Below are 21902 nucleotides of genomic sequence, written 5' to 3'. Positions count from 1 at the left end.
CCCCATGCGCTACCTCGACAACGCCGCGACCACCCCGGTGCGCCCCGAGGTGCTCGCGGCGATGATGCCGTTCCTCACCGACCGGTTCGGCAACCCCTCCAGCCACCACACCGTCGGCGAGTCCGCGGCGGAGGCCCTGGACGACGCCCGATCGCGCGTCGCGCACATGCTCGGGATGCGGCGCTCCGACGTCGTGTTCACCTCGGGCGGCACCGAGGCCAACAACCTCGCGGTGAAGGGCATCGCGATCGCCGCACGACTCGGGCGGGACGCGAGGCACGTCGTCACCACGCCGATCGAGCACGAGTCGATCCTCGAGTCGGCCGCCCACCTCGAGCGCGTGCACGGATTCGACGTCACGCGCGTGCCGGTGGATGCTGCGGCCCGCGTCGACCCGGAGGCGGTCGCCGCGGCGGTCCGGCCGGACACGGCGCTCGTGACGCTCGGCTATGCGAACAACGAGGTCGGCACCGTGCAGGACGTCGCCGCCATCGTCGCGGCGGTGCGTGCGTCCGCGCGCGGCGTGCCGGTGCACGTCGACGCGGTGCAGGCCGCCGGATGGCTGTCGCTGTCGGCCGCCGACCTCGGTGCGGACGCGATCTCGATCGCGGGCCACAAGCTGGGCGCCCCGAAGGGCACGGGCGCGCTGGGCGTGCGCAGCCGCATCCCTCTCGAACCGCTGCTGCACGGCGGCGGGCAGGAGAACGGGCGCCGCAGCGGAACGGAGGACGTCGCGGGCGCCGTGGGTCTCGCGACGGCGCTCGAGCTGGCGGAGGCCGAACGCGCCGCCGACGCCGACGCCGTCACCGAGCTCCGCGCCGCCTTCATCGCCGAGGTGCTGCGCACCGTGCCGTCGGCCCGCCTCACGGGTCACCCGGAGCACCGGCTCCCCGGGACGGCGAGCTTCACCTTCGCCGGCACGAGCGGCGAGGCGGTGCTGCTGGAGCTCGAGCGCCGCGGCATCGTCTCCTCGAGCGGGTCGGCGTGCGCGGCGGGCAGCGACGAGCCCTCGCACGTGCTGCTCGCGATGGGCATCCCCGCCGAGGTGGCGCAGACCGCGGTGCGGTTCACCTTCGCGCACGGCACGCGCGGGCCGATGGACGCCGTCGCCGCGGCGGTCGCAGCATCCGTCGCCGCGGTGAACCCGTGAGCCGAGAGGGTCGGCGTCGACCATAGAATCGGCCGGTGAGCTCCCGACCCTCCGTCACCGTGATCGTGCCGGGATTCGACGTCGCGGAATACGCCGATGAGGCTCTCGCGTCGCTGCAGGCGCAGACGATGCCCGATTGGACGGCGGTGCTCGTCGACGACGCCTCCGCCGACGCCACCGGTGAGATCTTCGAGGCGGCCGCGGCGGCCGACGACCGGTTCCGGGTCGTGCACCACGACCGCCGCCGGGGGCTGGGCGCCGGCCGCAACACCGGGCTCGAGCTCGTCGAGACCCCGTTCGTCGGCTTCCTCGACGCCGACGATCGGATGACCCCGCGCGCGCTCGAACGCCTCGTCGGGACGGTCGCCGTGAGCGGCAGCGACCTCGCGGTGGGCGCGTACGTGCGGCTGCGCCCCGACGGCGACGGCGGATACGCCGCGGGCGGAGTGCAGCCCTGGGTCGCCGCCGCGACCGACCCCGCACGCATCGGCACGACCCTCGACGCCCACCCCGCGGCATCCGGCAACATCGTCGCGTGGTCGAAGGTGAGCCGCATCGACCTGTGGCGGCGCAGCGGGCTGCGCTTCCCCGTCGGGCGCCTCTACGAGGACCAGGTCGTCGCCCAGCAGCTGTACACGCGGGCCCGGACCTTCGACGTCATCCCCGACGTCGTCGTCGAGTGGCGGGAACGCGCCGACGGCAGCTCGATCACCCAGCGCAAGGACGCACTGCCCGTCCTGCACGACTACCTCGGGGCGCTGACCGGAGGGATCGAGGTGCTGGATGCCGCGGGGCACGCCGATGCGGTGCGCGCCCGCGTGCGCCTCATCCTCGCGATGGACGTGCCGCCGCTCGTCGAGATCGCCCGCACCCACCCCGACGACGGCTACCGCCGCGCGATGGGCGCCTTCCTCCGCGCACTGCGCGACCGCGCCCCCGAGGCATCCGCCTCCCCCGTCGTCTCCGCCGCCCTTCTCTGGTAGCCCGCGCCCGGGCGCCGATGCGCCGTTCTCGCCGCCTCCATCAGTCAGTTGCGCCGATGTGCGGTCTCGATCGAGGCTGACGCCGCACATCGGCGCAACTCGGACGAAGTTCGACTCCTCCCCAGAGACCGGGATCGGAGCCGCTGCGGGGCGACGCTGTGGAGAGCGGTCTGCGGTGCGCGCGGCGAGCAACGATGACGGATGCCGCGTCCGCCGTCCCCTCTCCCGCCCGGTCTCTCGGAGCCGGCGTTCACCGTCTCCCGAGCGCTCGAGTTCGGCGTGAGCCGCGCACGGCTGCGGGCAGGCGACCTCACGGCGCCGTTCCACGGCGTCCGCCTGAGCACAGACGAGCCCACGCTCCTCGAGCGTTGCCAGGCACGCGGCACACGCCTACCGGGGTACGCCGCCTTCAGTCACGTCACGGCAGCACTGTTGCACGAACTCCCGCTGCCGCCGGTTCTCGCGCAGCGAACCGCCGTCGATGTGAGCGTCCCGCGCGGTGCTCGCGCGCCGGCGGGCGGGGGAACGCGCGGACACCAGGTCGTCTGCCGCGACGACGAAGCCGACCGGAGGTACGGCGTGCTCTGCACCACTCCTGCGCGCACGTTCTGCGACCTCGCACCCCTGCTCAGCCTCGGCGAACTCGTCGCCGTCGGCGATGCGGTCCTCCGGCGCGCACTCAGCACGCACGAGGATCTGCGCGCGGCCGTGCGCAACTCCGTCGCACGCCGCGGCCGAATCGCACTGGCACGCGCAGTCGAACTGCTCGATCCGCGCGCCGAATCGCCGAAGGAGTCCGAGCTGAGGGTCGTTCTGACCGAGGCCGGGTTGACACCGGATGACGTCAACCTCGTGATCCGCGATCGTCACGGCGCCTTCGTGGCCAGGGTGGACCTCGCGTTCGTCGCCCAGAAGATCGTGGTCGAGTACGAAGGCGACCACCACAGGCAGCAGTCCCAGTGGAGGCGCGACATCGCCCGGCGCCGGCGGATCGAGGCTCTCGGGTGGACCTACCTCTCGGTCACCCAGGCCGACCTCGACGACCCGTCGGCGCTGCTCGCGGACCTGAACGCCGCGCTTGCTCGCTGAGTTGCGTCATCCCGTCGTCTCCGCCGCTCCGAAGCCCGCCGAATGGCGCAACTCACCCACCCTCAGCGCGGGGTGTTGAGTGTGCCGAGGTTCGGCCAGGCGCGCTCGTCGACGGGGACCGCGCCCGTCACGACGGCGAGCTCGGGCCGCTCCGACGCGGATGCCCCGGCCCCCTCGACGGGCGGGCGGTCGGCGCGGCGGTCGGGATGATCGGCCGAGGGCTCGGACTCCTCGACCTCGAGGATGCGCGAGGCGGCGAGCTGCTGAGCAGCGAGCTCGGCGTACAGCCCACCCGCCTCGAGCAGCGACGCGTGGGTGCCCGACTCGACGATCCGACCACCGTCGACCACGTGGATCACATCGGCGTTGATGACCGTCGACAGTCGATGCGCGATAGACAGGGTCGTTCGGCCGCGCGCCGCGGCATCCAGCGCCTCCTGCACGACCCGCTCCGACACCGTGTCGAGCGCCGACGTCGCCTCGTCGAGCAGCAGCACCGCAGGGTCCTTCAGCAGCACGCGCGCGATCGCGATGCGCTGCTTCTCACCCCCGGAGAGGCGGTAGCCGCGCTCGCCCACGATCGTGTCGTAGCCGCCTTCGAACCCGGCGATGACGTGGTGGATGTTCGCCGCCCGGCACGCCGCCTCGAGCTCGTCGTCGGTGGCGTCGGGCTTCGCGTAGCGCAGGTTCTCGCGGATGGTGGCATGGAAGAGGTAGGTCTCCTGCGACACGATGCCGACGTGGTCGATGATCGACGCGAACTGCAGATCGCGCACGTCGGCGCCGGCGAACAGCACCCGACCGGCGGATGCCTCGTACATCCGCGGTGTGAGGTACAGGATCGTCGTCTTCCCCGCGCCCGAGGGTCCCACGAACGCGACGTGCTGGCCGGGCTCGGCGGCGAACGAGACGCCCCCGAGGGTCGGACGGCTGTCGTCGGCCGCGTCGGGGTAGCGGAACACGACGTCGCGGAACTCGACGCCGCCGAGCGGCCCGGGCGCATCGGCGACGGTGATGGCGTCCGGCGCATCCTCGATCGCCGGCACGAGATCGAGGTACTCGAAGATCCGCGCGAACAGCGCACGGGAGGTCTGCAGGTCGAGCGCCACGCGCATGAGCGCCATCAGCGGGAACAGCAGACGCGCCTGCACGGTCGTGAACGCGACGATCACACCCGCGGTGATGTCGGCGTTGCCGCCCGTCAGCAGGAATCCGGCGACGAGGTAGATGATGGCCGGCACCGACGACATCAGCACGCCCACGACCCCGAAGAACCACTGCCCGCTCATCGTCTGCCGCACCTGGAGGCGCACCTGATTCGCCGTCTCGGACGCGTATCGCGCCTCCTCGGTGCGCTGCCGGTTGAACGACTTCGACAGAAGGATGCCGCTCACGCTCAGGGTCTCCTGCGTGATCGCGGTGAGCTCCGACAGCGACTCCTGGGTCTCGGCGGCGATGCGCGCGCGCACGATCCCCACCCGCCGCTGCACGAGCGCGAGGACCGGCAGCATCACCACGGCGATGAGGGTGAGCCGCCAGTCGATCAGGATCATCGCCACCAGCGAGGCGATGACGGTGACCAGGTTGCCCAGGATGCTGGTCAGCGTCGAGGTGAGCACCCCGGCGACGCCGCCGACATCGTTCTGCAGGCGTGACTGGATCACGCCCGTCTTCGTGCGGGTGAAGAACGCGAGGTCCATCCGCTGGAGGTGGGCGAAGAGACGCAGACGCAGGTCGCCGGTGACGCGGTTGCCCACCGAAGCGGTCAGCCACGTCTGCACGATGTTGATCCCCGACGAGGCGACGAACAGCACGATCATGAGGATCACGAGCTCGACCAGCAGCGGCAGGTTCGGGCCTCCGGATGCCGGGAACAGCGCGTTGTCGAAGACCCGCTCGATCACGAGCGCGGGCACCACACCGAGTGCGGCGCTCAGCACCACCAGCACGCCGGTGACCACCAGACGCCCTCGGTAGGGGCGGAACAGACCCAGGATGCGGCCCCCGAGGTCGGCGATCCGCGGCGCGGCGGCGTTCTCGGCCTTCTGCGCCTTCGGGTCGACCATCCGCCCGCGACCGCCTCCGCCGCGCATCCCCATGCTCATCGGGCCAGCGTAGACCCGGGCCCGGACGTCGAGTCCCGCGATGTCGCCGCGACGACCGCGCTAGCTGTACTTCCCCGGGAGGTTGTGAACGGGTGAGGTAGGCGAAGACCTCCGGGCAGGATGTGGGTTACCACACTCGCATCCTGACCACGGAGGTCTTCGTGTCTCACGCTAACGCGCCTTTGACGCCGGAAGGGCGTCGTCGTCTTGCTGTCCTCGTCGTGGATCGGGGCTGGTCGTTGCGGCGGGCAGCGGAACGGTTCCAGTGCTCGCCCGCGACGGCGAAACGGTGGGTCGACCGGTATCGGGCCGGGCTGCCGTTGACGGACCGCAGCTTCAGGCCGCAGACCTCGCCGAACCGGCTCCCGCGGAAGACGGAGCGGAGGATCGTGTCGTTGCGGTTCACCCGCCGGTGGGGTCCGCACCGGATCGCGTATCACCTGGGCCTTGCCCGCTCGACGGTCGGCCGGGTGCTGGCCAGGTATGGGATGCCGAAGCTCGTGAACATCGATCAGGCCACCGGGCTGCCAGTCCGCAAGCCGACGCCGAAGCGGTACGAGGTCGCAAGACCGGGCCAGCTGATCCACGTCGATATCAAGAAGCAGGGCCGGATCCCTGATGGCGGCGGCTGGCGCGCCTTCGGCCGCGGATCGGCGCAGGACCGTGCCGCGGGATCCGTCCGTGACAAGGCCGCACGGTCAGGAGCGGCCGGCTCCCGCGGCTACCGGTATCTGCACCACGCCGTCGACGACAACTCGAGAGTCGCGTACTCGGAGATCCTCGACGACGAACGCAAGGAGACCGCGGCAGGGTTCTGGACCCGCGCGAACGCGTTCTTCGCGAGCCTCGGAGTCACGGTCACCGCCGTGATGACAGACAACGGCGCGTGCTACCGGTCACACGCGTTCGCGGACGCGCTCGGCGACGGTGTGAAGCACAAGTGGACAAAGCCGTATCGGCCGCAGACCAACGGGAAGGTCGAACGCTTCAACCGCACCCTCGCCGCCGAATGGGCCTACGCCAAGCCCTACGCCAGCGAAGCAGAGCGAGCCGCGGCATACGAGACCTGGCTGCATCACTACAATCACCACAGACCCCACACCGGGATCGGCGGCCAGACCCCCTCAGCCCGCGTTCACAACGTCACGGGGAAGTACAGCTAGCCGCCGAGACCCGCCACCAGGTTCACCACGGTCGCGAGGATCACCGCGCCGAACACGTAGGCCAGCAGGGTCTGCGCGATCACGATCCGCCGCAGGGCGTTCGTGCGCAGATCGGTGTCGGAGATCTGGTACGTCATTCCGAGTCCGACGGCGATATAGGCGAAGTCCGTGAACATCGGATCCTCGTCCTGATTGAAATCGATGCCGCCCTCGGGGTCGGCGTAGTACACGTGCGCCATCCTCAGCATGTAGTCGGTCTGGATCAGCGCCCACGACGCCACGACGCTGACCACCGCGATCCCGGCGAGCACGAACCGCCCGGCACGATCGGTGTCGTGCGACTGCAGCAGCACGGCGGCCACCGCTCCGAGACTCGCGACGCTTCCGGCGACGGCGATCAGGCGCGCGAGCCGCCGGCCGGGATCCTCCCGACGCGCGTGCGCGCGGGTCGAGGCGGCGTCCATCGGCCACACCACCAGAAGGATCCACACGACGGCGATCAGGGCTCCGACCGCCCATCCGCTGAGCAGGCCCGCAGCGAGACCGAGCACGTGACCCACGACAGTGCCGGTCACGACCCCGCCCACGAGCCCCACGCCCAGTCTCAGCAGCGGAGCGAATCGCATGGTCATGCTCGACATCGTGCCATCCGATCGGGAATGCGATGTCGGCGCACGCCGTTAGGGTCGTACAGGGCCGTCTCGGGAGACGGATGTCCCGTGCTGCCGAGGAGACGATCGATGACCCCCGACACCGACACCGACACCGTACGGACCGCTCCCGCATCGGGGGCGATCAGTGCGCGCGATTCCCGCGTGATCTGGCTGCTGCTGGGCGCGGCGTTCGTCGTGATCCTGAACGAGACGATCATGAACGTCGCGATCCCGCACCTCATGACCGACCTGAACATCAGCGCTCTCGCCGCGCAGTGGCTCACTACGGCGTTCATGCTCACCATGGCCGTGGTCATCCCGATCACCGGCTTCCTGTTGCAGCGATTCACGACGCGCCAGGCGTTCATCGGCGGTATGACGCTGTTCTCCCTGGGCACGCTCGTGGCCGTCCTGGCGCCCGGGTTCGAGGTGCTCCTCGGCGCCCGCGTGATCCAGGCGTCCGGCACCGCGATCATGATGCCGCTGCTGATGACGACCATCATGACCCTCGTCCCGCCGCAGGCCCGCGGTCGCATGATGGGGCGCGTCTCGGTCGTGATCTCGATGGCTCCCGCGATCGGACCCACGCTGTCGGGCGTCATCCTGCAGACCCCGCTCGGCTGGCGTGGGCTGTTCATCGTGGTGCTGCCCATCGCGCTCGTCATGCTGGTCGTCGGCGCCCGATGGGTCACGAACGTCGGCGAGACCCGCCGCGCCCCGATCGATGCGCTGTCGATCGTGCTGTCGGCGATCGGCTTCGGCGGCATCGTCTACGGACTGAGTCAGATCGGCGGCGCCGCCGCACACGGCGGCACCGCGGCCGCCGATGCCGCGGCCGGCAACGCGTCCGTCGCACTGTGGATGTCCCTCGGTGCCGGTGTGGTCGCCCTCACCCTGTTCGTCTGGCGCCAGCTGCGACTGCAGCGCGTCGACGACGCGCTGCTCGACCTGCGCGTCTTCCGATCGGTGAACTTCTCGATCTCGATGGCGCAGATGCTGGTGCTCTCGCTCGCGTTCTTCGGATCGATCACCGTGCTCCCGCTCTACCTGCAGCACGTGCTCGGTCTCACCCCGCTCGACACCGGACTCATCGTGCTCCCCGGCGCCCTCGTGATGGGCCTCACCGGACCCCTGATCGGCCGCATCTACGATCGCTACGGCACGGCCGTGCTGGTCATCCCGGGGGCGATCATCGCCAGCGCGACGCTGTGGTTCTACTCGACCGTCGGCGAGAGCACGCCGGTGTGGCTCGTCGTCGCGGTGCAGATCCTGCTGTCGCTCGGTCTCGCGATGTCGTTCACGCCGCTGTTCACCGCCTCGCTCGGTTCGCTCGAGCCGCGCTTCTACTCCTACGGGAGCGCGATCGTCGGAACCGTTCAGCAGGTGGCGGGCGCCGCCGGGATCGCGGTGTTCATCACCGTCATGTCGGGGGTGTCGGCCGCGGCGGTCCAGACCGGCGCCGCGCAGGTCGCCGGCGATGCCGCCGGCGTGCGCGCGGCGTTCCTGGTGGGCGCGATCGTGTCGCTCCTCGCCGTGGGGGGATCGTTCCTCGTGCGCAAGCCCGCCGACGCACCCGAGGGCGCGCCGATCGGTCACTGACCGCGCGGGAGGCGACTCAGATGCCGCAGGACTCGCCGCCGCAGCATCCGCCCGCGGCATCCTGCGACAGCAGGTTCTGCGCGTCGGGGACGGGCTGGAGCACGGGGAGCTGAGTGGGCTGCTGCGTGGCGGTCATCAGACCAGCGTAGACCTGCGCACGCCCGTCGGGGCGTCAGGTGAGCGGGACGCCGTCGGTCTGACAGGTCGGGCAGTACTGCGCTGCCGCCCCGGAGAAGACGATCTCGGCGATCGTGCCGCCGCACACCGGGCAGTCCGCGCCCGGTCGACGGTGGACGCGCATGTTGGCGCGCTTGTCGTCCTTCAGGTCGTCGGGCGCGAGACCGCGGCGATCGTCCATCGACTGGCTCAGGATGCCGCGCGTCGCCGCGAAGAGGCGGCCGATGTCGTCGGGGCTCAGTGCGGAGGCGTGCACCACCGGCGACAGCCTCGCCGCGTGGAGGATCTCGTCGGAGTAGGCGTTGCCGATCCCCGCAAGGGCGTTCTGGTCCTGAAGCAGCGCCTTGAGCTGCTTTCGCCGCCCGCTGACGACGCGCGCGAGGTCGTCGACGGTGAAGTCCGGGTCGGTGGGATCCGGCCCGAGCTTCGCGATCGCGGGCACCGCGGCGGGCGTCGACACGACGAACATCGACAGAGCCTTCCACTGCCCCGCGTCGGTGAGGTCGAAGCCCGATCCGTCGTGCAGTCGCACCCGCGCCATCAGCGTGGCCTGTCCTGCGCGCTTCGCGTCGAGAGGCACGACGTCGTGCCACAGCAGCCAGCCGTCGTGCCCCCAATGCACCACGAGATGCGCGTCACGGTCGTCCGGCCCGATGAGAGCGAGGTCGAGGAGCTTGCCGTGACGCGACACCGCGGCCACGCGGCATCCGATCAGCGCCGACGGGTCGCCGGCCTTCAGCGCCTTCGGGAAGGCCACGGCGACCGACGCGACGGTGCGGCCGACCACGTTCGCGGCGACGAACTCGGCGAGCGCCTCTACTTCCGGTGACTCGGGCACGCGCCCATGATGGCACGACCACCCGACAGAGCAGGGTGCCGGCGACGGTTAGAGTGACGAAGGTGAGCGGCAATGAGGGGCGTCCGGGCAGAGGGAGGCCGCCGACCCGCGACGACGAGGTCGATCTGCTGATCGACGCGTGGTCGCGACGGCTGCCGGATGCCGACCTCAGCCCTCTCGACGTCATGTCTCGGCTGCGGCGGGCATCGCTGCGTCTCTCCCGGCTGCGCGCGGAGGCGTTCCGCGCTGCGGGGCTCGCGGCGTGGGAGTTCGACGTGCTCGCCGCCCTGGGGCGTGCGGAACCCGCGCACGAGCTCAATCCGGCGCAGCTGATCGAGCGGACCAAGATCTCCAGCGGCGCGATGACCAACCGGCTCACGCAGCTCGACAAGCGGGGGCTCGTCGAGCGTCTGCCCCATCCGCGTGACGGTCGCAGCGTGCTGGTGCGACTGACGCCCGCGGGAGCGGAGCGGGTGGATGCGGCGATGGGCGAGCTCGTGCGCCGCGAGGAGATCGAGCTCGGCGCCCTCGAGCGCCGCGACCGCGACGAGCTCGTGCGCATCCTGCGTCTGCTCACCGCCGAGGAGCACGGCTAGCGGGTCCGTGGGCCGAAGGGGCGCCGTAGACTCGAGACACGACGTGATCCGCCGCACCCGACCCGGAAGGAACCCGTCATGAAGATCGTCACTGCCGCTGACTGGCGCAACTCGCTCCCGTTCGACACCCCGTTCCTCGTCGCCGACCTCGCGCCGGGAGAACCCGCTCGATGTGCGGCGTGCGGCACCGACGCAGAGCCTCTCCCGCGCACCGAGCTGTGGGCCGTGAAGTACCGGCATCCGAAGAACCATGCCGGGTTCGTGCGGTTCTCGTGCGCGGCGCACACGCCGCGCACGCCTCCCCCGGCCGCCGCTGCGCCCGCCCGCCCGCGCCGCGCGGCGGCCGAGAAGCCGATCCGCCGCCCTGCGACGACGGATGCTGCGCCGCGGGCGATGTGCCCGGACTGCTTCGTCGAGGTATCCGCGAAGGGGCTCTGCGGCATCTGCGGTCGGCAGCTCTGAGGCAGCCGACGCACTGCGCCGGTGGTCGAGGGGCAGGCCGCCGACCAACGCGCATCGCGGACGCGGCGCAGCACTCTACTCCGATCGCGCGCATTCCGCGCCCCGTTGAGAGCATCCGGCGAATCCCGAAGATGGAATGCGTGACGACACCCGCCGATTTCGCCGACGACCTTCGCGTCGCCGTGCCCGGCGGCCAGCTCTTCGCGGTCTTCCAGCCGCAGATCGATCTGCGCACGGGCGTCATCGTCGCCGTGGAGGGACTGTGTCGGTGGCAGCATCCGCGGCACGGGCTGGTGCCTGCTCAGCAGTTCATCGATCTCGCCGAACGATCCGGGCTCATCCACGCGATCGGAGAGTTCATGCTCGCCGAGTGCTTCACGGCGGCCGAGACCTGGTTCGCACAGGGACGCACCGTGGGCGTGTCCGTGAACACCTCACCGGTGCAGCTCGCGTCGGAGAGCTTCACCGAGGCGCTCGCCCACCGACTGCGCGCGAGCAGCCTTCCCGCGGAGACGATGACCGTGGAGATCACCGAGTCGATGCCGGTCATCGATGTCGCCACCGTGGCGCCCCGTCTCGAGGCTCTCCGAGAGCTCGGCTCCGGCGTCTCGCTCGACGACTACGGAACGGGGCATGCCTCACTCGATCGGCTCGAGGATCTGCCGATCACCGAGCTCAAGCTCGACCGCACTCTCATCCAGGATGAAGCCCGCTACCCGGCGGAGGACCTGAGCGACCTCGTCGCGCAGGCCCACGCCCGCGGCATCCGCGTCGTCGCCGAAGGCATCGAGACCCCGCGGCAGCTGCAGCGCGCCGAGACGATCGGGTGCGACCGTGCCCAGGGCTATCTGCTGGGCCGGCCGGCGACCCGCGACGCCGTCGATCAGATTCTGGGCTGACGGAACGACGTCGCGGATAGCGGCTCAGATGTCGGTGAACGCCTCCGACTCGACCTCGTCCGCCTCGTCGCTGTCGCCGCCGACGTCGATGCGCGTCCAGACGACGGGCATGCCGGGCGAGAAGAGGATGTCGATCCCGGGTCCCGAACGCAGCGGGGGGATGTTCACGTACCCGCCGCCTTGACGGACCGCGTCGAGGATCTTCTCGCGCAGTTCGGTGACGGGATCCGGCAGGAAGTAGTCCCGGCCGTCGACGGTGAGCCTGTTCACGCTGGGCATGCGCCCTCCTTCGGGATAGTGCGGATCATTTCTGCGCGCCGGCCGGCGGGGACGCGGTGTGCGTCGGCTCGGGGACCAGCTCGAGCCCGTTCGGGCTGTTGGCCGTGAGCATGAGCGCGTCGATCCACTCGCGGTTGAGGACGGGTTCACGACCCCCGAAGAACTCGAACTGCATCGGGATCGAGGGGTGCACCCAGAATGAACTGCGACCGCTTCCGCGGTTGGAGTCCTGCTTCCACGAGAAGCTGAAGCTCTCCGAGCGACGCAACTTGGCCAGGATGACGATCCTCAGGTGCGCCAGTGCGCGGTCCTCGAACTCCACCGACCAGTTGGGTGCTCCGTATACAAGTCTGCCCACGAGACCTCCGTTCGGCTCCATCCTTCCACGGCCGAGGAGGCGTCTCCGGAGGGTTGACTTCCGCCCACCCCGACGCCGCGTTGTCAATCCCCATCATGGAGTCGTCGGTCCGCGATGTAATCGATACGACGGCGCGTTCGTTGCGCCGACATCCGCGAAGGAGCGCACATGACGCTGATCGAAAGTGCCCCGCCGCGACCGGATCTCCCTGTCGAGCCGGTCTGGCGCGAGGTGGAAGCGGGCTTCTGGGTCGCGAGCACCGAGGGCATGTTCCTGGGGACCGTCGAGCGGCACGACGACGCGCGGTTCTTCGCACGCGACTCGACGCGCACCTATCTGGGCGAATGGACGTCGCTGAGTCTCGCGCAGGGCGCGGTGCTCAGCGTTCGCTGACGCGGCCGGCGGCGACCCGCCACTGCCGGTCGATGCGCACGGCGTCGAGCATGCGGCGATCGTGGGTGACCAGGAGGAGGGTGCCGTCGTAGCCGTCGAGCGCCTGCTCGAGCTGTTCGATCGCGGGCAGGTCGAGGTGGTTGGTCGGCTCGTCGAGCACGAGCAGGTTCACGCCGCGCGCCTGGAGCACCGCGAGTCCCGCCCGCGTCCGCTCGCCGGGTGAGAGCGCGTCGACGGGCCGGCCGACGTGGTCCGCGCCCAATCCGAACTTGGCGAGCAGCGTGCGCACCTCGGCGCCGGCCAGATCGGGAACGGATGCCTCGAAGGCCGCCGTGAGAGGCGATGACCCCGACAGCGCCGCCCGCGCCTGATCGATCTCACCGATCCGCACCCCCGCACCGAGGCTCGCGCTTCCCGCGTCGGGCGCCTGCCGGCCGAGGAGGGCGCGCAGGAGCGTCGTCTTGCCGGCGCCGTTGGGACCGGTGATGCCGATGCGGTCGCCGGCGTTCACCTGCAGCGACACCGGACCGAGCGTGAAGAGCCCCTGCCGGTACACCGCGGAGCTCAGTGTCGACACCACGGCGCCGGAACGAGGCGCGGAGCCGATCGTGAACTCGAGGCGCCACTCCTTGCGGGGCTCGTCGACCTCTTCGAGACGCGCGATCCGGCTCTCCATCTGCCGTACCTTCTGCGCCTGCTTCTCGCTCGATTCCATCGACGCCTTGCGGCGGATCTTGTCGTTGTCCGGGGCCTTCTTGATCGCGTTGCGCACGCCCTGGCTGGACCATTCCCGCTGGGTCCGTGCCCGGGCGACGAGATCGGCCTTCTTCTCGGCGAATTCGTCGTACTTCTCGCGCGCATGCCGGCGCAGGGTGGCGCGCTCCTCCAGGTAGGCGTCGTATCCGCCGCCGAAGACGCGGTTCGCGTGCTGGGCGAGGTCGAGCTCGAGGACGCGGGTGACGCAGCGCGCGAGGAACTCGCGGTCGTGGCTGACCAGGACGACACCGCCGCGGATGCCGCGCACGAACTCCTCGAGGCGTTCCAGCCCGTCCAGGTCGAGGTCGTTGGTGGGCTCGTCGAGCAGCACGAGGTCGAAGCGGCTGAGCAGCAGCGCGGCGAGCCCGACGCGCGCCGCCTGACCTCCCGACAGTGAGGTCATCAGGGCATCGTCCGCGACCTCCAGTCCGAGCTCGGCGAGGACGATCGGCACGCGCTCGTCGAGGTCGGCGGCGCCGCTGGCCAGCCACCGGTCGAGCGCGGCGGAGTACACGTCGGCCGAGTCCGCGGCGGGCGATGGATCGGCGAGCGCCTGGGCGGCGGCATCCATGTCGGCGGTCGCCTGCGCGCACCCGGTTCGACGGCCGATATAGCCCACCACGGTCTCGCCCTCGAGGCGGTCGTGCTCCTGCGGCAGCCAGCCGACGAACGCATCCGCGGGTGCCAGGCGCACCACCCCCGCCTGGGGCGCATCGACACCGGCGAGCAGTCGCAGCAGAGTGGACTTGCCGGCGCCGTTCGCGCCGACGACGCCCACCACGTCTCCGGGCGCGACCGTGAGGTCGAGACCCTCGAAGAGGGTGCGATGGCCGTATCCGCCGGCGAGGTCCGAGGCCACGAGCGTTGCGGTCATCCCCTCATCCTCCCATCGCGGAGGACGGCCTCCCGGACTAGTGCTCGCCCTTGATCACGAAGTACGAGCCGCGGATCTCGCCGGCCAGCTTCGACCGCTGCCGCGCGAACTTGAACGCGCCGAGCTCGGCGGGCACCTCCATGCCCTGCGACAGCTTGAACCCGACGGCGCGCTTGCCCGCCTCGGCGATCGTGTACATCACATTGATCGACAGACCGGATTCGTAGAAGACGTAGGCCATGCGGATGCCGTCGACCTCGAACCGCGTCGCCTCCAGGGCGGGCGAGGCGATCACGATGCCCCGCTCGTCCGCGAGGATCCGCGTCACCCAGTCGACGACGTCCGATGCCTCGGCGGCCGGCGAGACGGTGAAGTCGTGGTCGTACTTGTTCTTGAAGTAGCGCGCCTCGTTCGCACGGAGCCCGGCGAGGGCGTCGACGACGGGCGAGGATTCCAGACCGACGGTCGAGACGTCGGTGAAGTCGACGAGATATGCCATCCGCTCAGCGTAGCGATCCGATCACAGTCGCTGCTTCGATCCGGCCTCGTAATCGCGACCGGTCAGCTGCGACGACAGGTAGTCGTCGGCGAGCGCCTTCACGATGCGGTAGCGCTTCTGCGGCGCCGGATCGTAGACGAGCTGCGCGGCATCCCCCTCGCCGACGATGTCGATGTCGATGTGCGGATTCGCCCGCAGGAACGGCACCAGGCGGTCGGTCGTGAGCAGCTCCGCGTAGTCGGGGTCGTGCTCGAGCAGGCGGGACACCGCCATCATCTTGGCGATCATCGCCGGGTCGGACGCGACCGCGTCGGCGAGCTCGTCGGCGCCGCGGATGGCGATCCGCTCGGTCGCCGTGGAGAACACCTCGCGCGCCCGCGCCCGGGCCCTCTCGGGCGCCTCCAGCTTGCGCGAGAGCAGCGTGATCGTGCTGACGATCAGGTCTCCGCCCGACACGAGCGCGTCGAAGCGAGGCTCGTAGTAGAGGATCTCCGCGTCGATCTCGGTGAACACGCCGCCCTGCCCGAGCAGCGCCCTGACGCCGCGAGCGCGCTTGGTGGCGATCCCCGCGCCGGTGAGTCGCAGAACGGTGACGGATGCCTCACCGGCCCCTTCGACGCGGTGCACCATCGCGATCACCGGGTCGCCCCCGGCATCCGTGGCCACATCGTCGCGGTCGACGACGGCCAGCAGCTCCGCGATCGCGGGAACCTCGGCGACGTCGTCGGCGATCACCTGGTTGGAGGCGAGCTGGTACGACGGGTCGTAGGGGAGGAACTCCTTCTCACTGATGCGCTCCGCGTGCGCCAGCACATCGGCCACGACGGTGGCGGTGAGATCGCGCTCGAGCGTGATCCGGGTGACTGTGGCGCTGCTCAGCGAGGCGCCGCGCACCACGTACGTCGTCAGCGCCGGATCGAGTCGGATCTGGGCGATCTGGGCGGCGAGGTGCTCTCGTCGGTCATCGCGCGACATGCGCCCGCCTCTCGAGGTAGATGTGATCGGAGTACTGCACCGCGTCGATCGGCTCGGTCTGCGGCAGGCGGGAACGACGCGACAGCACCCACACCTCCACCCCGTTGTCGAGCTCGACCGCGTACAGATGCACGCCGATCACCACCAGGACGGGGTTCAGGTACTGCAGGCCCCCGCGCACGTACAGCAGCATGAGGATCACCAGCACCACGACGCTGGCCGGGGTGCGCGCGTCGTCGGGAGCGAAGAACGCCACCGTGAGCGGCAGCACGTTCGACGACAGCAGGGCGAGGTTGTCGGCGTCGCGGCGGCGCACCTTCGCGGGACGCAGCCGCGCCTCTCCCAGCCTCTGGGCGCGCCACCACACCAGCGGAAGCAGTCCGAGCGGGAGGGCGAGCGCGACGGCCAGCACCACGTTCGCCCACACGTCGGGGAAGGGATGCACCACGACGGCCAGCACGACCGCGACCGGACTGAACGCGGAGGCGAGCAGCCCGGCCGAGACCACGAACCGGAGCATGCCCTCACAGTAGAGGTCGCACCCGACATCCGGCCGCCCGATCCGACGCCCGGCCCGATCCCGGTCGAGGCGACCGGGCGGCTGCGGGCTACGCCACCGGCGCGGGCTCGCGGGTGATCTGCGCCCAGCGCGGGTCGCCCTCGTGCCCGATCTCGGGCAGCCGCAGAAGGGTCAATGCTCCGAGCAGTCCGAGGGCGGCGAGCGTCAGGTACAGGGCCGGGAAGCCGCCGAGCGCCAGAAGAGCGGGGGCCACGAACGGCACGATCGAGGTCGGCAGCTGGTTGGCGAGATTGATGATGCCGAAGTCCTTGCCGACGTCGCCGGCGTCGGGGAGCATCCGCACGCACAGGGCGTTGTCGACCGAGTACATGAGACCCGCGCCGATCGCGTTCATCGCGGAGGTGAGGTAGAGCACCTCGACCGAGGGGGCGAAGACCGTGAGCACGAGCCCGGTCGCGGCGAGAAGGGCGCCGACGAACACGAACGGCTTCTGCCGGCGGAGCCGGTCGGACAGGAATCCGCCCGCCACGCTGGTCACCGCGAGCACCAGGATCGAGATGCCGGCGATCGCCAGCACGATCGGGCCGAGGTCATCCGTGGTGAGACCGAAACGGTCGAGGAGGAAGAACGCCGTATAGGTCGAGGTCGCGAACGAGCAGTACACGAGGAACCGCGTGATCCACGCCCAGCCGAACGCGGGGTGACGACGGGGGCTCAGCCAGTACGAGCCGACGACCTCCTTCAGCGTGAGCCGGGGCGCGCCGGCGGCGCGGGCGAGCGGACGCTCGCGCAGCAGCAGCGCGGCGACCACGCCGCCGATGAGGCCGACCGCGACGCAGATCGCCCACTGCAGGGGCGAGTCGCCGACCGCGCTGACGACGGCGAGCACGACGAGCGGGAAGATCGACAGCCCCAGTCCCATGAGCCCCGACACGCCGCCGCGTCGCTGCGGCGGCACCTGGTCGGCGAGCAGGGCGCTCGTGGCGGCCGTCTGCACGGTGAACATCGCCTGCACCACCGCCCACACCGCCACGACCTGCCACACCTGCGTGGTGAACACGACGGCCGCCAGAGCCAGCGAGCCGGTCGTCGCGCCGGTGAGGATCCAGGTGCGACGTCGCCCGAGCGCCGCGGTCGTGCGGTCGCTGAGTCGGCCGGCGAGCGGATTGGCCACGAGCGCCGCAACGGCGCCGGCCCCGGCGACGAAGCCGAAGCTGATCGCCGCGCCCTCGCCTCCGATCCGCACCATGTGGATCGTCAGCAGCAGCTGCAGCGGCGCCAGCGTCGCACCGAACGCGCCTGCGGTCGAGAACATGATCGCGGTGATGAGTCGTCCCAGCGGGGTGACGGGGTCGGCGGCGGTCGTCGCCGGGATCTCCTCGGCGAGCTCGGTCGCGTACAGCGGCACGTCGTCGGCGGCGGGGGCGGGTGATTCCTGGGACATGTCTACCTCTTCATCGAGCAGCGGATGCCGCGGCCACGAGCCGCAGGATGCGTGGCGCCTGCACCGACGAGGCGGCGTGGGCGAGGTCGGGGAACAGTTCGAGGGTGCTGTCGGGGATCGCCGCAGCGTTGGAGTGGGCGCTGGAGACGGGGACGTTCGTGTCGAGCTCGCCGTGGATGATGTCGACGTGGCATCGGATGGCGGACCGCTCGAAGCCCCAGTCGTGGGTGACGATGCGCAGCTCCTGCACCGCCGCCCGTGGACCGCCGCCGAGCGCGTCGAGGATGGCGGGCAGGGTGGCCAGCGCCGTCCTGCGCACCTCCGGCGCGTACCGCTCGGCCGGGACGGCGGTCTCCAGACTCTTCTCCAGTCCGGCGGTGGCCGCATCCGGCCGGGCCAGGCGTCGCCGCATCGTGTTCAGCAGCGGAGGCAGCAGCCAGGGCGCCGAGCGCGCCGCCCGCATCATGAAGCGCAGGGCGGGGCTCATCGCCTGCACGTCGAGACCGGCGCCCCACGGCGCCAGGCCGCACGCGACGACGGCCGTCGTGATTTTCTCCTGCATCACGTACGCGGTCGCGAGCGCGAAAGGACCGCCGCCCGACTCCCCCACCACGGCGATGCGGTCCAGGCCCAGCGCGTCGGCGAGCTGGCGCGACTCGTCGCCGGCGCGCAGCAGCGTGCGCCGCGGGTCGAAGTCGCTCGCGCCGTACCCGGGCTTGTCGACCGAGATCCAGCGCACGCGCTCGGCGCGCGCGAGGTCGTCGAACGCGGCGCCGGCGAGACTCGACGCCGGCGTGCCGGAGAGGTAGAGGCACGGCAGGCCGTCGGGATCGCCGTACTCGCGCCACGCGAGGCCGCGCCCGTCGGCGAGGCGGATGGCTCGCAACTCCGTGGTCATGAGATCGCCTTCCCCGCCGCGCGCGCGCCGAAATGGATGTACTCGCCGCCGTCGGCGAGGCGGTAGAACGTGACGGGCAGCCACGTGTCGGTGCCCGGTGGGCGCACGGCGAAGGTGCCGGGTTCGACGGGATGCAGCGCGAACTCCTGGGGCGGGCCGCCGAGGAGCGCCGCCACCGGTCCGGTCGCGGTCGTCCGCAGAAGCGGTCCATCCGCACCCTGCTCCACCTCGAGCGTCGATCCGACGCGCGCGTACCGCCCGAGGAACGGAGTGACGTCGACCTCGACGGGCACCTCTGGAGGAGCGAACGGAGGCCGCATCCCGATGCCGGCGACCTCGTCGAAGATCTCGCGGTACAGCTCCTCGAACAGGTCGCGGGTGTGGCCGCCGTTGGCCAGCAGCGTCACCGCGAGGCCCTGCTTGGGCAGCACCCGCAGGAACGCGGCCTGGCCGAGGGTGTTGCCGTCGTGACCGTACAGGCGATGCCCGCTCCAGTCGTAGCGGATCCAGCCGAGCCCCCACGAGTCGCCGAGCACGTACGGATCGGGCAGATCGACCTGGTGGGAGGCCATCGCCGCAGCCGACTCCGCGCTGAGCACGCGCGTTCCATCCGGCAGCAGTCCGCCCGCGAGGTGCATCCGCGCGAAGTCGAGCAGGTCGCCGGCGGCGGCCGAGACCGCCCCGCCCGGCCCGGCGGAGCGCGGCAGGTGCCAGCGCGACACCGGGACGGGCTCCCCGTCGTCGTCGCGATGGCCGATGGCCGCGGCGTGCAGGAGCACGTCCTCGGGCAGCGTCGCGGTGCGGGAGAGCCCGAGCGGCCCGGTGAGGCGCTCGCGCAGCGCGTCGTCCCACGTGCGGTCCGTGAGCACCTCGACGATGCGGCCGAGCAGGCTGTAGCCGGCGTTGCAGTACGACCACGTCGCGCCGAGGGGGTGGCTCTGCTCCGCGGAGGCGAGCACGCCCAGGTAGCGCTCGAGGCAATCGTCGCCACGGCCGGTGTCGACGAACAGATCGCCGTCGATGCCGCTGGTATGGGTGAGGAGGTGTCGCACGGTCACGGCGCGCGCGACCTCCGGATCGGCCAGCGCGAAACCCGGGATGATCTCCGCGACGGGCGTGTCGAGGCCGAGACGCCCCTCGTCGACGAGCATCAGCACGAGAGTCGCCGTCCAGGCCTTCGTGATCGAGCCGATCTGGAAGAGCGCGTCGGGCGATGCCGCGAACCCCGTCCGCGTGCTGAGCACCCCGGTCGCGACCTCGACGCGCTCGTCGGGAGCGCCGTCGACGCCGAGGCGCAGCATCCCGAGCTGCACCCCCGGCACGCCGTGCCGCGCCGCGAGCTCCGTCAGCCGTCTGTGCCAGTGCTGGGCGTCGAGCACGCCGCTCATCGCGCGCCTCCTGCGGCCGTGATCGGCGCGAGGGCGAGTTCGATCTGGTCCTCGAACGCCGCCTCGTCTCCGAGCTCGGGCATCGTGTGGATGACGCGCGCGACGACGGGATCATCGGATGCCGCCAGCTGACGCTCCATGCGCTCGGCCACCGACACGCGCGACGGCCGTGCGAGGTTGCGGACGCCCGCGGCCGCGCCGGCCGCGAGCGACAGCAGCACGCGGTAGACGAGCTGCGCCTGCGCCACGGTCGCGCCCGCGGCGAGCAGATGACCGACCATGCGCTCGCCGAACATCTGCTGAGCGGTCCGGACGTGCTCGGGGCGGTGGCCGATGATCGCGAGGAGGAGGGAGGGATGCCGGCACCCGGCGCGATGCAGGCGGCGGGCCATCTCTCGCACGGCGTCGAGGTCGTCGAGGTCGTCGGGCATGCCGGTGAGCATCTCCCGCTCGACGAAGGAGTAGGCCAGCGCGTCCACCAGATCGGACCGGTCGGTGATGTGGTTGTAGATCGCGGCCGGCGAGACCCCCAGTGCGGCGGCGACGGAGCGCACCGACACGGCATCGAAACCGCGGTCGTCGACCAGGCGTGCGGTGGCATCGAGGATGCGCTCGCGCGTGAGTCCGGCGGAGACGCCCCGTCCGCGGCGGCGGACCGTCGTGTCGGTCATGAGGCCCCTTCCGGTGCGTCGGTCTTGCGAATCCGGCTCTTGAAATGAACACTGTACATTAGACATTCGAGCGAAGGAAGATGCAATGACCGCGGAGATCGCCGACGCCCACAACGACCTGCTGATCCTCGTCGCGCGCCGCCCCCCGGCGCAGTGGGGGGCCTATTTCCGCGCGCACTGGTATCCGCAGCTGCGCGCGGGCGGCATCGACCTGCAGGTGCTGGCGATCGACTGCAACTGGCCGTTGCAGCCCGAGACCGCCCTGCGACGCACGCTGCGGATGCTGGAGGCCGCGCACCGCATCGCCGACGAGAACGACGACATCGTGGCGCTCTGCCGGAACGGCCTCGAGATCGACGCGGCCATCGCGTCGGGACGCATCGCCCTCGTGCTGGCGATCGAGGGCGCCTCGCAGGTGGCGGCCGACGTCGAACTGCTGCAGACCTTCGCGCGACTGGGCGTGGGGATGGTGTCGCTCGCCCACTTCGGGCGCACCGCCCTCGCGGACGGCTCCGGCGAGGACGCCACCGGCGGTCGGCTGACCGCGGCGGGCGTCGAGGCCGTCGCCCTGCTCGAGTCGCTCGGGGTGATCGTCGACCTCTCGCACCTCGGGATCGCCGGCGTCGAGCACCTCCTCGAGATCGCCACCCGGCCGCTGCTCGCCAGCCACTCCGGCGCCCGCGCGCTGTTCGACCACCACCGCAACCTGGCCGACGACGTGCTGCGCGGCATCCGCGACACCGGCGGGCTCGTCTGCCTCAACCTGTGCGCCGGCTACCTCTCGGCGCACGAGCCCGGCATGGACGAGGTGGTCGCGCAGATCGACCACCTCGCCGCGGTCGTCGGACCCGAGAACGTCGGCATCGGCAGCGACTTCTGCGTGGAGATCTTCTCGGAGCTGATCCCGCCCGCCGACCGCCCGTTCTTCATCGAGGGGACGGATGTCGACCTCGTCGTCCCGGGGCTGGACGGCCCCGCCGGCCTCCCCCTCGTGCGGGCCGCGCTGCAGGCGAGCGCGCGACCGGCGCACGAGGTCGACGGCATCGCGGGCGAGAACCTCGTGGGCTTCCTGCGCGCGAACCTGCGTCTCGACGGGTGAGACACCGGCCGTGATCTCCGCGCGGCGATCGCGC

At 71.1% G+C, this 21902-nt stretch carries 23 protein-coding genes; 10 read left to right on the top strand and 13 right to left on the bottom strand.

Annotated elements, in window-relative coordinates; all coding sequences use genetic code 11:
• The first annotated feature begins 4 nt into the window (after positions 1 to 4).
• The 3 genes from ACSJDX_RS10070 to ACSJDX_RS10060 all read left to right on the top strand — a co-directional run bounded on the left by ACSJDX_RS10070 (position 5) and on the right by ACSJDX_RS10060 (position 3222).
• On the top strand, positions 5 to 1150 hold the full coding sequence (locus ACSJDX_RS10070; protein WP_438352547.1) for a cysteine desulfurase family protein: 1146 nt from the start codon (positions 5 to 7) through the stop codon (positions 1148 to 1150).
• Positions 1151 to 1185: 35 nt separating this feature from the next.
• Entirely contained in the window at positions 1186 to 2133 is a 948-nt protein-coding gene (locus tag ACSJDX_RS10065; protein WP_438352546.1) for a glycosyltransferase family 2 protein, read from the top strand.
• Positions 2134 to 2334: 201 nt separating this feature from the next.
• The gene (locus ACSJDX_RS10060; protein WP_438352545.1) at positions 2335 to 3222 is read left to right on the top strand and encodes a hypothetical protein; all 888 of its coding nucleotides are present in this window, start codon (positions 2335 to 2337) and stop codon (positions 3220 to 3222) included.
• A gap of 62 nt (positions 3223 to 3284) precedes the next feature.
• Here the strand turns inward: ACSJDX_RS10060 and ACSJDX_RS10055 are convergent, their stop codons facing one another.
• Entirely contained in the window at positions 3285 to 5321 is a 2037-nt protein-coding gene (locus ACSJDX_RS10055; RefSeq protein WP_438354969.1) for an ABC transporter ATP-binding protein, read from the bottom strand.
• A 167-nt stretch (positions 5322 to 5488) separates the two neighbouring features.
• Here ACSJDX_RS10055 and ACSJDX_RS10050 point away from each other — a divergent pair, with 167 nt between their 5' ends.
• Positions 5489 to 6490: an IS481 family transposase gene (locus ACSJDX_RS10050; protein WP_204964092.1), complete on the top strand. Its 1002-nt coding sequence runs from the start codon at positions 5489 to 5491 to the stop codon at positions 6488 to 6490.
• On the opposite strand, the gene ACSJDX_RS10045 is transcribed toward ACSJDX_RS10050, so the two are convergent.
• Positions 6487 to 7122 carry a DUF1345 domain-containing protein gene (locus tag ACSJDX_RS10045; RefSeq protein WP_438352544.1) on the bottom strand — a complete coding sequence of 212 codons (636 nt, stop codon included), beginning with the start codon at positions 7120 to 7122 and terminating at the stop codon, positions 6487 to 6489. The two genes, ACSJDX_RS10050 and ACSJDX_RS10045, sit on opposite strands and share 4 nt — an antisense overlap.
• A 108-nt stretch (positions 7123 to 7230) precedes the next feature.
• On the opposite strand from ACSJDX_RS10045, the gene ACSJDX_RS10040 reads away from it, so the two are divergent.
• Positions 7231 to 8742, top strand: a complete 1512-nt coding sequence (locus ACSJDX_RS10040) for an MDR family MFS transporter (protein ID WP_438352543.1) — start codon at positions 7231 to 7233, stop codon at positions 8740 to 8742.
• A gap of 172 nt (positions 8743 to 8914) precedes the next feature.
• Here ACSJDX_RS10040 and ACSJDX_RS10035 read toward each other — a convergent pair whose 3' ends face one another.
• A complete protein-coding gene (locus ACSJDX_RS10035; protein ID WP_438352542.1) occupies positions 8915 to 9757 on the bottom strand; it encodes an Fpg/Nei family DNA glycosylase in 843 nt (280 codons plus the stop codon).
• 62 nt (positions 9758 to 9819) lie between these two features.
• Between ACSJDX_RS10035 and ACSJDX_RS10030 the strand changes: the two genes are divergently transcribed.
• The 3 genes from ACSJDX_RS10030 (at position 9820) to ACSJDX_RS10020 (ending at position 11714) form a co-directional block, all read left to right on the top strand.
• The gene (locus ACSJDX_RS10030) at positions 9820 to 10353 is read left to right on the top strand and encodes a MarR family winged helix-turn-helix transcriptional regulator (protein WP_438352541.1); all 534 of its coding nucleotides are present in this window, start codon (positions 9820 to 9822) and stop codon (positions 10351 to 10353) included.
• A 78-nt stretch (positions 10354 to 10431) separates the two neighbouring features.
• On the top strand, positions 10432 to 10815 hold the full coding sequence (locus ACSJDX_RS10025) for a glucose-6-phosphate dehydrogenase (RefSeq protein WP_438352540.1): 384 nt from the start codon (positions 10432 to 10434) through the stop codon (positions 10813 to 10815).
• A 140-nt stretch (positions 10816 to 10955) separates the two neighbouring features.
• Positions 10956 to 11714: an EAL domain-containing protein gene (locus ACSJDX_RS10020; protein WP_438352539.1), complete on the top strand. Its 759-nt coding sequence runs from the start codon at positions 10956 to 10958 to the stop codon at positions 11712 to 11714.
• Positions 11715 to 11738: 24 nt separating this feature from the next.
• On the opposite strand, the gene ACSJDX_RS10015 is transcribed toward ACSJDX_RS10020, so the two are convergent.
• Complete coding sequence (locus ACSJDX_RS10015; protein ID WP_438352538.1) at positions 11739 to 11993, bottom strand: hypothetical protein; 255 nt, start codon at positions 11991 to 11993, stop codon at positions 11739 to 11741.
• 25 nt (positions 11994 to 12018) lie between these two features.
• Positions 12019 to 12372, bottom strand: coding sequence for a DUF7882 family protein (locus ACSJDX_RS10010; protein ID WP_438352537.1), 354 nt, complete (start codon positions 12370 to 12372; stop codon positions 12019 to 12021).
• Between the two features lie 147 nt (positions 12373 to 12519).
• Here ACSJDX_RS10010 and ACSJDX_RS10005 point away from each other — a divergent pair, with 147 nt between their 5' ends.
• A complete protein-coding gene (locus tag ACSJDX_RS10005; protein WP_438352536.1) occupies positions 12520 to 12744 on the top strand; it encodes a hypothetical protein in 225 nt (74 codons plus the stop codon).
• Here the strand turns inward: ACSJDX_RS10005 and ACSJDX_RS10000 are convergent.
• The 8 genes from ACSJDX_RS10000 to ACSJDX_RS09965 form a co-directional block, all read right to left on the bottom strand.
• Positions 12731 to 14374: an ABC-F family ATP-binding cassette domain-containing protein gene (locus ACSJDX_RS10000; RefSeq protein ID WP_438352535.1), complete on the bottom strand. Its 1644-nt coding sequence runs from the start codon at positions 14372 to 14374 to the stop codon at positions 12731 to 12733. The genes ACSJDX_RS10005 and ACSJDX_RS10000 overlap by 14 nt on opposite strands.
• A gap of 37 nt (positions 14375 to 14411) precedes the next feature.
• Positions 14412 to 14873, bottom strand: a complete 462-nt coding sequence (locus tag ACSJDX_RS09995; RefSeq protein ID WP_438352534.1) for a phage tail protein — start codon at positions 14871 to 14873, stop codon at positions 14412 to 14414.
• A gap of 21 nt (positions 14874 to 14894) precedes the next feature.
• Complete coding sequence (locus ACSJDX_RS09990; RefSeq protein WP_438352533.1) at positions 14895 to 15848, bottom strand: Kiwa anti-phage protein KwaB-like domain-containing protein; 954 nt, start codon at positions 15846 to 15848, stop codon at positions 14895 to 14897.
• Positions 15835 to 16368, bottom strand: coding sequence for a hypothetical protein (locus tag ACSJDX_RS09985; RefSeq protein ID WP_438352532.1), 534 nt, complete (start codon positions 16366 to 16368; stop codon positions 15835 to 15837). The genes ACSJDX_RS09990 and ACSJDX_RS09985 overlap by 14 nt, the downstream gene beginning before the upstream one ends.
• A gap of 88 nt (positions 16369 to 16456) precedes the next feature.
• Complete coding sequence (locus tag ACSJDX_RS09980; protein WP_438352531.1) at positions 16457 to 17812, bottom strand: MFS transporter; 1356 nt, start codon at positions 17810 to 17812, stop codon at positions 16457 to 16459.
• 10 nt (positions 17813 to 17822) lie between these two features.
• Complete coding sequence (locus ACSJDX_RS09975; protein WP_438352530.1) at positions 17823 to 18710, bottom strand: alpha/beta fold hydrolase; 888 nt, start codon at positions 18708 to 18710, stop codon at positions 17823 to 17825.
• Positions 18707 to 20098, bottom strand: coding sequence for a serine hydrolase domain-containing protein (locus ACSJDX_RS09970; protein ID WP_438352529.1), 1392 nt, complete (start codon positions 20096 to 20098; stop codon positions 18707 to 18709). The genes ACSJDX_RS09975 and ACSJDX_RS09970 overlap by 4 nt, the downstream gene beginning before the upstream one ends.
• On the bottom strand, positions 20095 to 20769 hold the full coding sequence (locus tag ACSJDX_RS09965; RefSeq protein WP_438352528.1) for a TetR/AcrR family transcriptional regulator: 675 nt from the start codon (positions 20767 to 20769) through the stop codon (positions 20095 to 20097). The genes ACSJDX_RS09970 and ACSJDX_RS09965 overlap by 4 nt, the downstream gene beginning before the upstream one ends.
• An 85-nt stretch (positions 20770 to 20854) precedes the next feature.
• Here ACSJDX_RS09965 and ACSJDX_RS09960 point away from each other — a divergent pair, with 85 nt between their 5' ends.
• Positions 20855 to 21868, top strand: coding sequence for a dipeptidase (locus tag ACSJDX_RS09960; protein ID WP_438352527.1), 1014 nt, complete (start codon positions 20855 to 20857; stop codon positions 21866 to 21868).
• The last annotated feature ends 34 nt before the right edge of the window (positions 21869 to 21902 follow it).

Source organism: Microbacterium fluminis, from assembly GCF_051549805.1.
Taxonomy (GTDB): domain Bacteria; phylum Actinomycetota; class Actinomycetes; order Actinomycetales; family Microbacteriaceae; genus Microbacterium.
This window is presented reverse-complemented; position numbering and strand designations above follow the sequence as displayed.

Excerpts from the sequence above, each read along its gene's own strand:
- ACSJDX_RS09960 (WP_438352527.1), top strand. The coding sequence starts at position 20,855 with ATGACCGCGGAGATCGCCGACGCCCACAACGACCTGCTGATCCTCGTC.
- ACSJDX_RS10015 (WP_438352538.1), bottom strand. The coding sequence starts at position 11,993 with ATGCCCAGCGTGAACAGGCTCACCGTCGACGGCCGGGACTACTTCCTG.
- ACSJDX_RS09985 (WP_438352532.1), bottom strand. The coding sequence starts at position 16,368 with ATGCTCCGGTTCGTGGTCTCGGCCGGGCTGCTCGCCTCCGCGTTCAGT.
- ACSJDX_RS10055 (WP_438354969.1), bottom strand. The coding sequence starts at position 5,321 with ATGGGGATGCGCGGCGGAGGCGGTCGCGGGCGGATGGTCGACCCGAAG.
- ACSJDX_RS10000 (WP_438352535.1), bottom strand. The coding sequence starts at position 14,374 with ATGACCGCAACGCTCGTGGCCTCGGACCTCGCCGGCGGATACGGCCAT.
- ACSJDX_RS10045 (WP_438352544.1), bottom strand. The coding sequence starts at position 7,122 with ATGACCATGCGATTCGCTCCGCTGCTGAGACTGGGCGTGGGGCTCGTG.
- ACSJDX_RS10040 (WP_438352543.1), top strand. The coding sequence starts at position 7,231 with ATGACCCCCGACACCGACACCGACACCGTACGGACCGCTCCCGCATCG.
- ACSJDX_RS09975 (WP_438352530.1), bottom strand. The coding sequence starts at position 18,710 with ATGACCACGGAGTTGCGAGCCATCCGCCTCGCCGACGGGCGCGGCCTC.
- ACSJDX_RS10060 (WP_438352545.1), top strand. The coding sequence starts at position 2,335 with ATGCCGCGTCCGCCGTCCCCTCTCCCGCCCGGTCTCTCGGAGCCGGCG.
- ACSJDX_RS10070 (WP_438352547.1), top strand. The coding sequence starts at position 5 with ATGCGCTACCTCGACAACGCCGCGACCACCCCGGTGCGCCCCGAGGTG.
- ACSJDX_RS09970 (WP_438352529.1), bottom strand. The coding sequence starts at position 20,098 with ATGAGCGGCGTGCTCGACGCCCAGCACTGGCACAGACGGCTGACGGAG.
- ACSJDX_RS10025 (WP_438352540.1), top strand. The coding sequence starts at position 10,432 with ATGAAGATCGTCACTGCCGCTGACTGGCGCAACTCGCTCCCGTTCGAC.
- ACSJDX_RS09980 (WP_438352531.1), bottom strand. The coding sequence starts at position 17,812 with ATGTCCCAGGAATCACCCGCCCCCGCCGCCGACGACGTGCCGCTGTAC.
- ACSJDX_RS09990 (WP_438352533.1), bottom strand. The coding sequence starts at position 15,848 with ATGTCGCGCGATGACCGACGAGAGCACCTCGCCGCCCAGATCGCCCAG.
- ACSJDX_RS09965 (WP_438352528.1), bottom strand. The coding sequence starts at position 20,769 with ATGACCGACACGACGGTCCGCCGCCGCGGACGGGGCGTCTCCGCCGGA.
- ACSJDX_RS09995 (WP_438352534.1), bottom strand. The coding sequence starts at position 14,873 with ATGGCATATCTCGTCGACTTCACCGACGTCTCGACCGTCGGTCTGGAA.
- ACSJDX_RS10010 (WP_438352537.1), bottom strand. The coding sequence starts at position 12,372 with ATGGAGCCGAACGGAGGTCTCGTGGGCAGACTTGTATACGGAGCACCC.
- ACSJDX_RS10005 (WP_438352536.1), top strand. The coding sequence starts at position 12,520 with ATGACGCTGATCGAAAGTGCCCCGCCGCGACCGGATCTCCCTGTCGAG.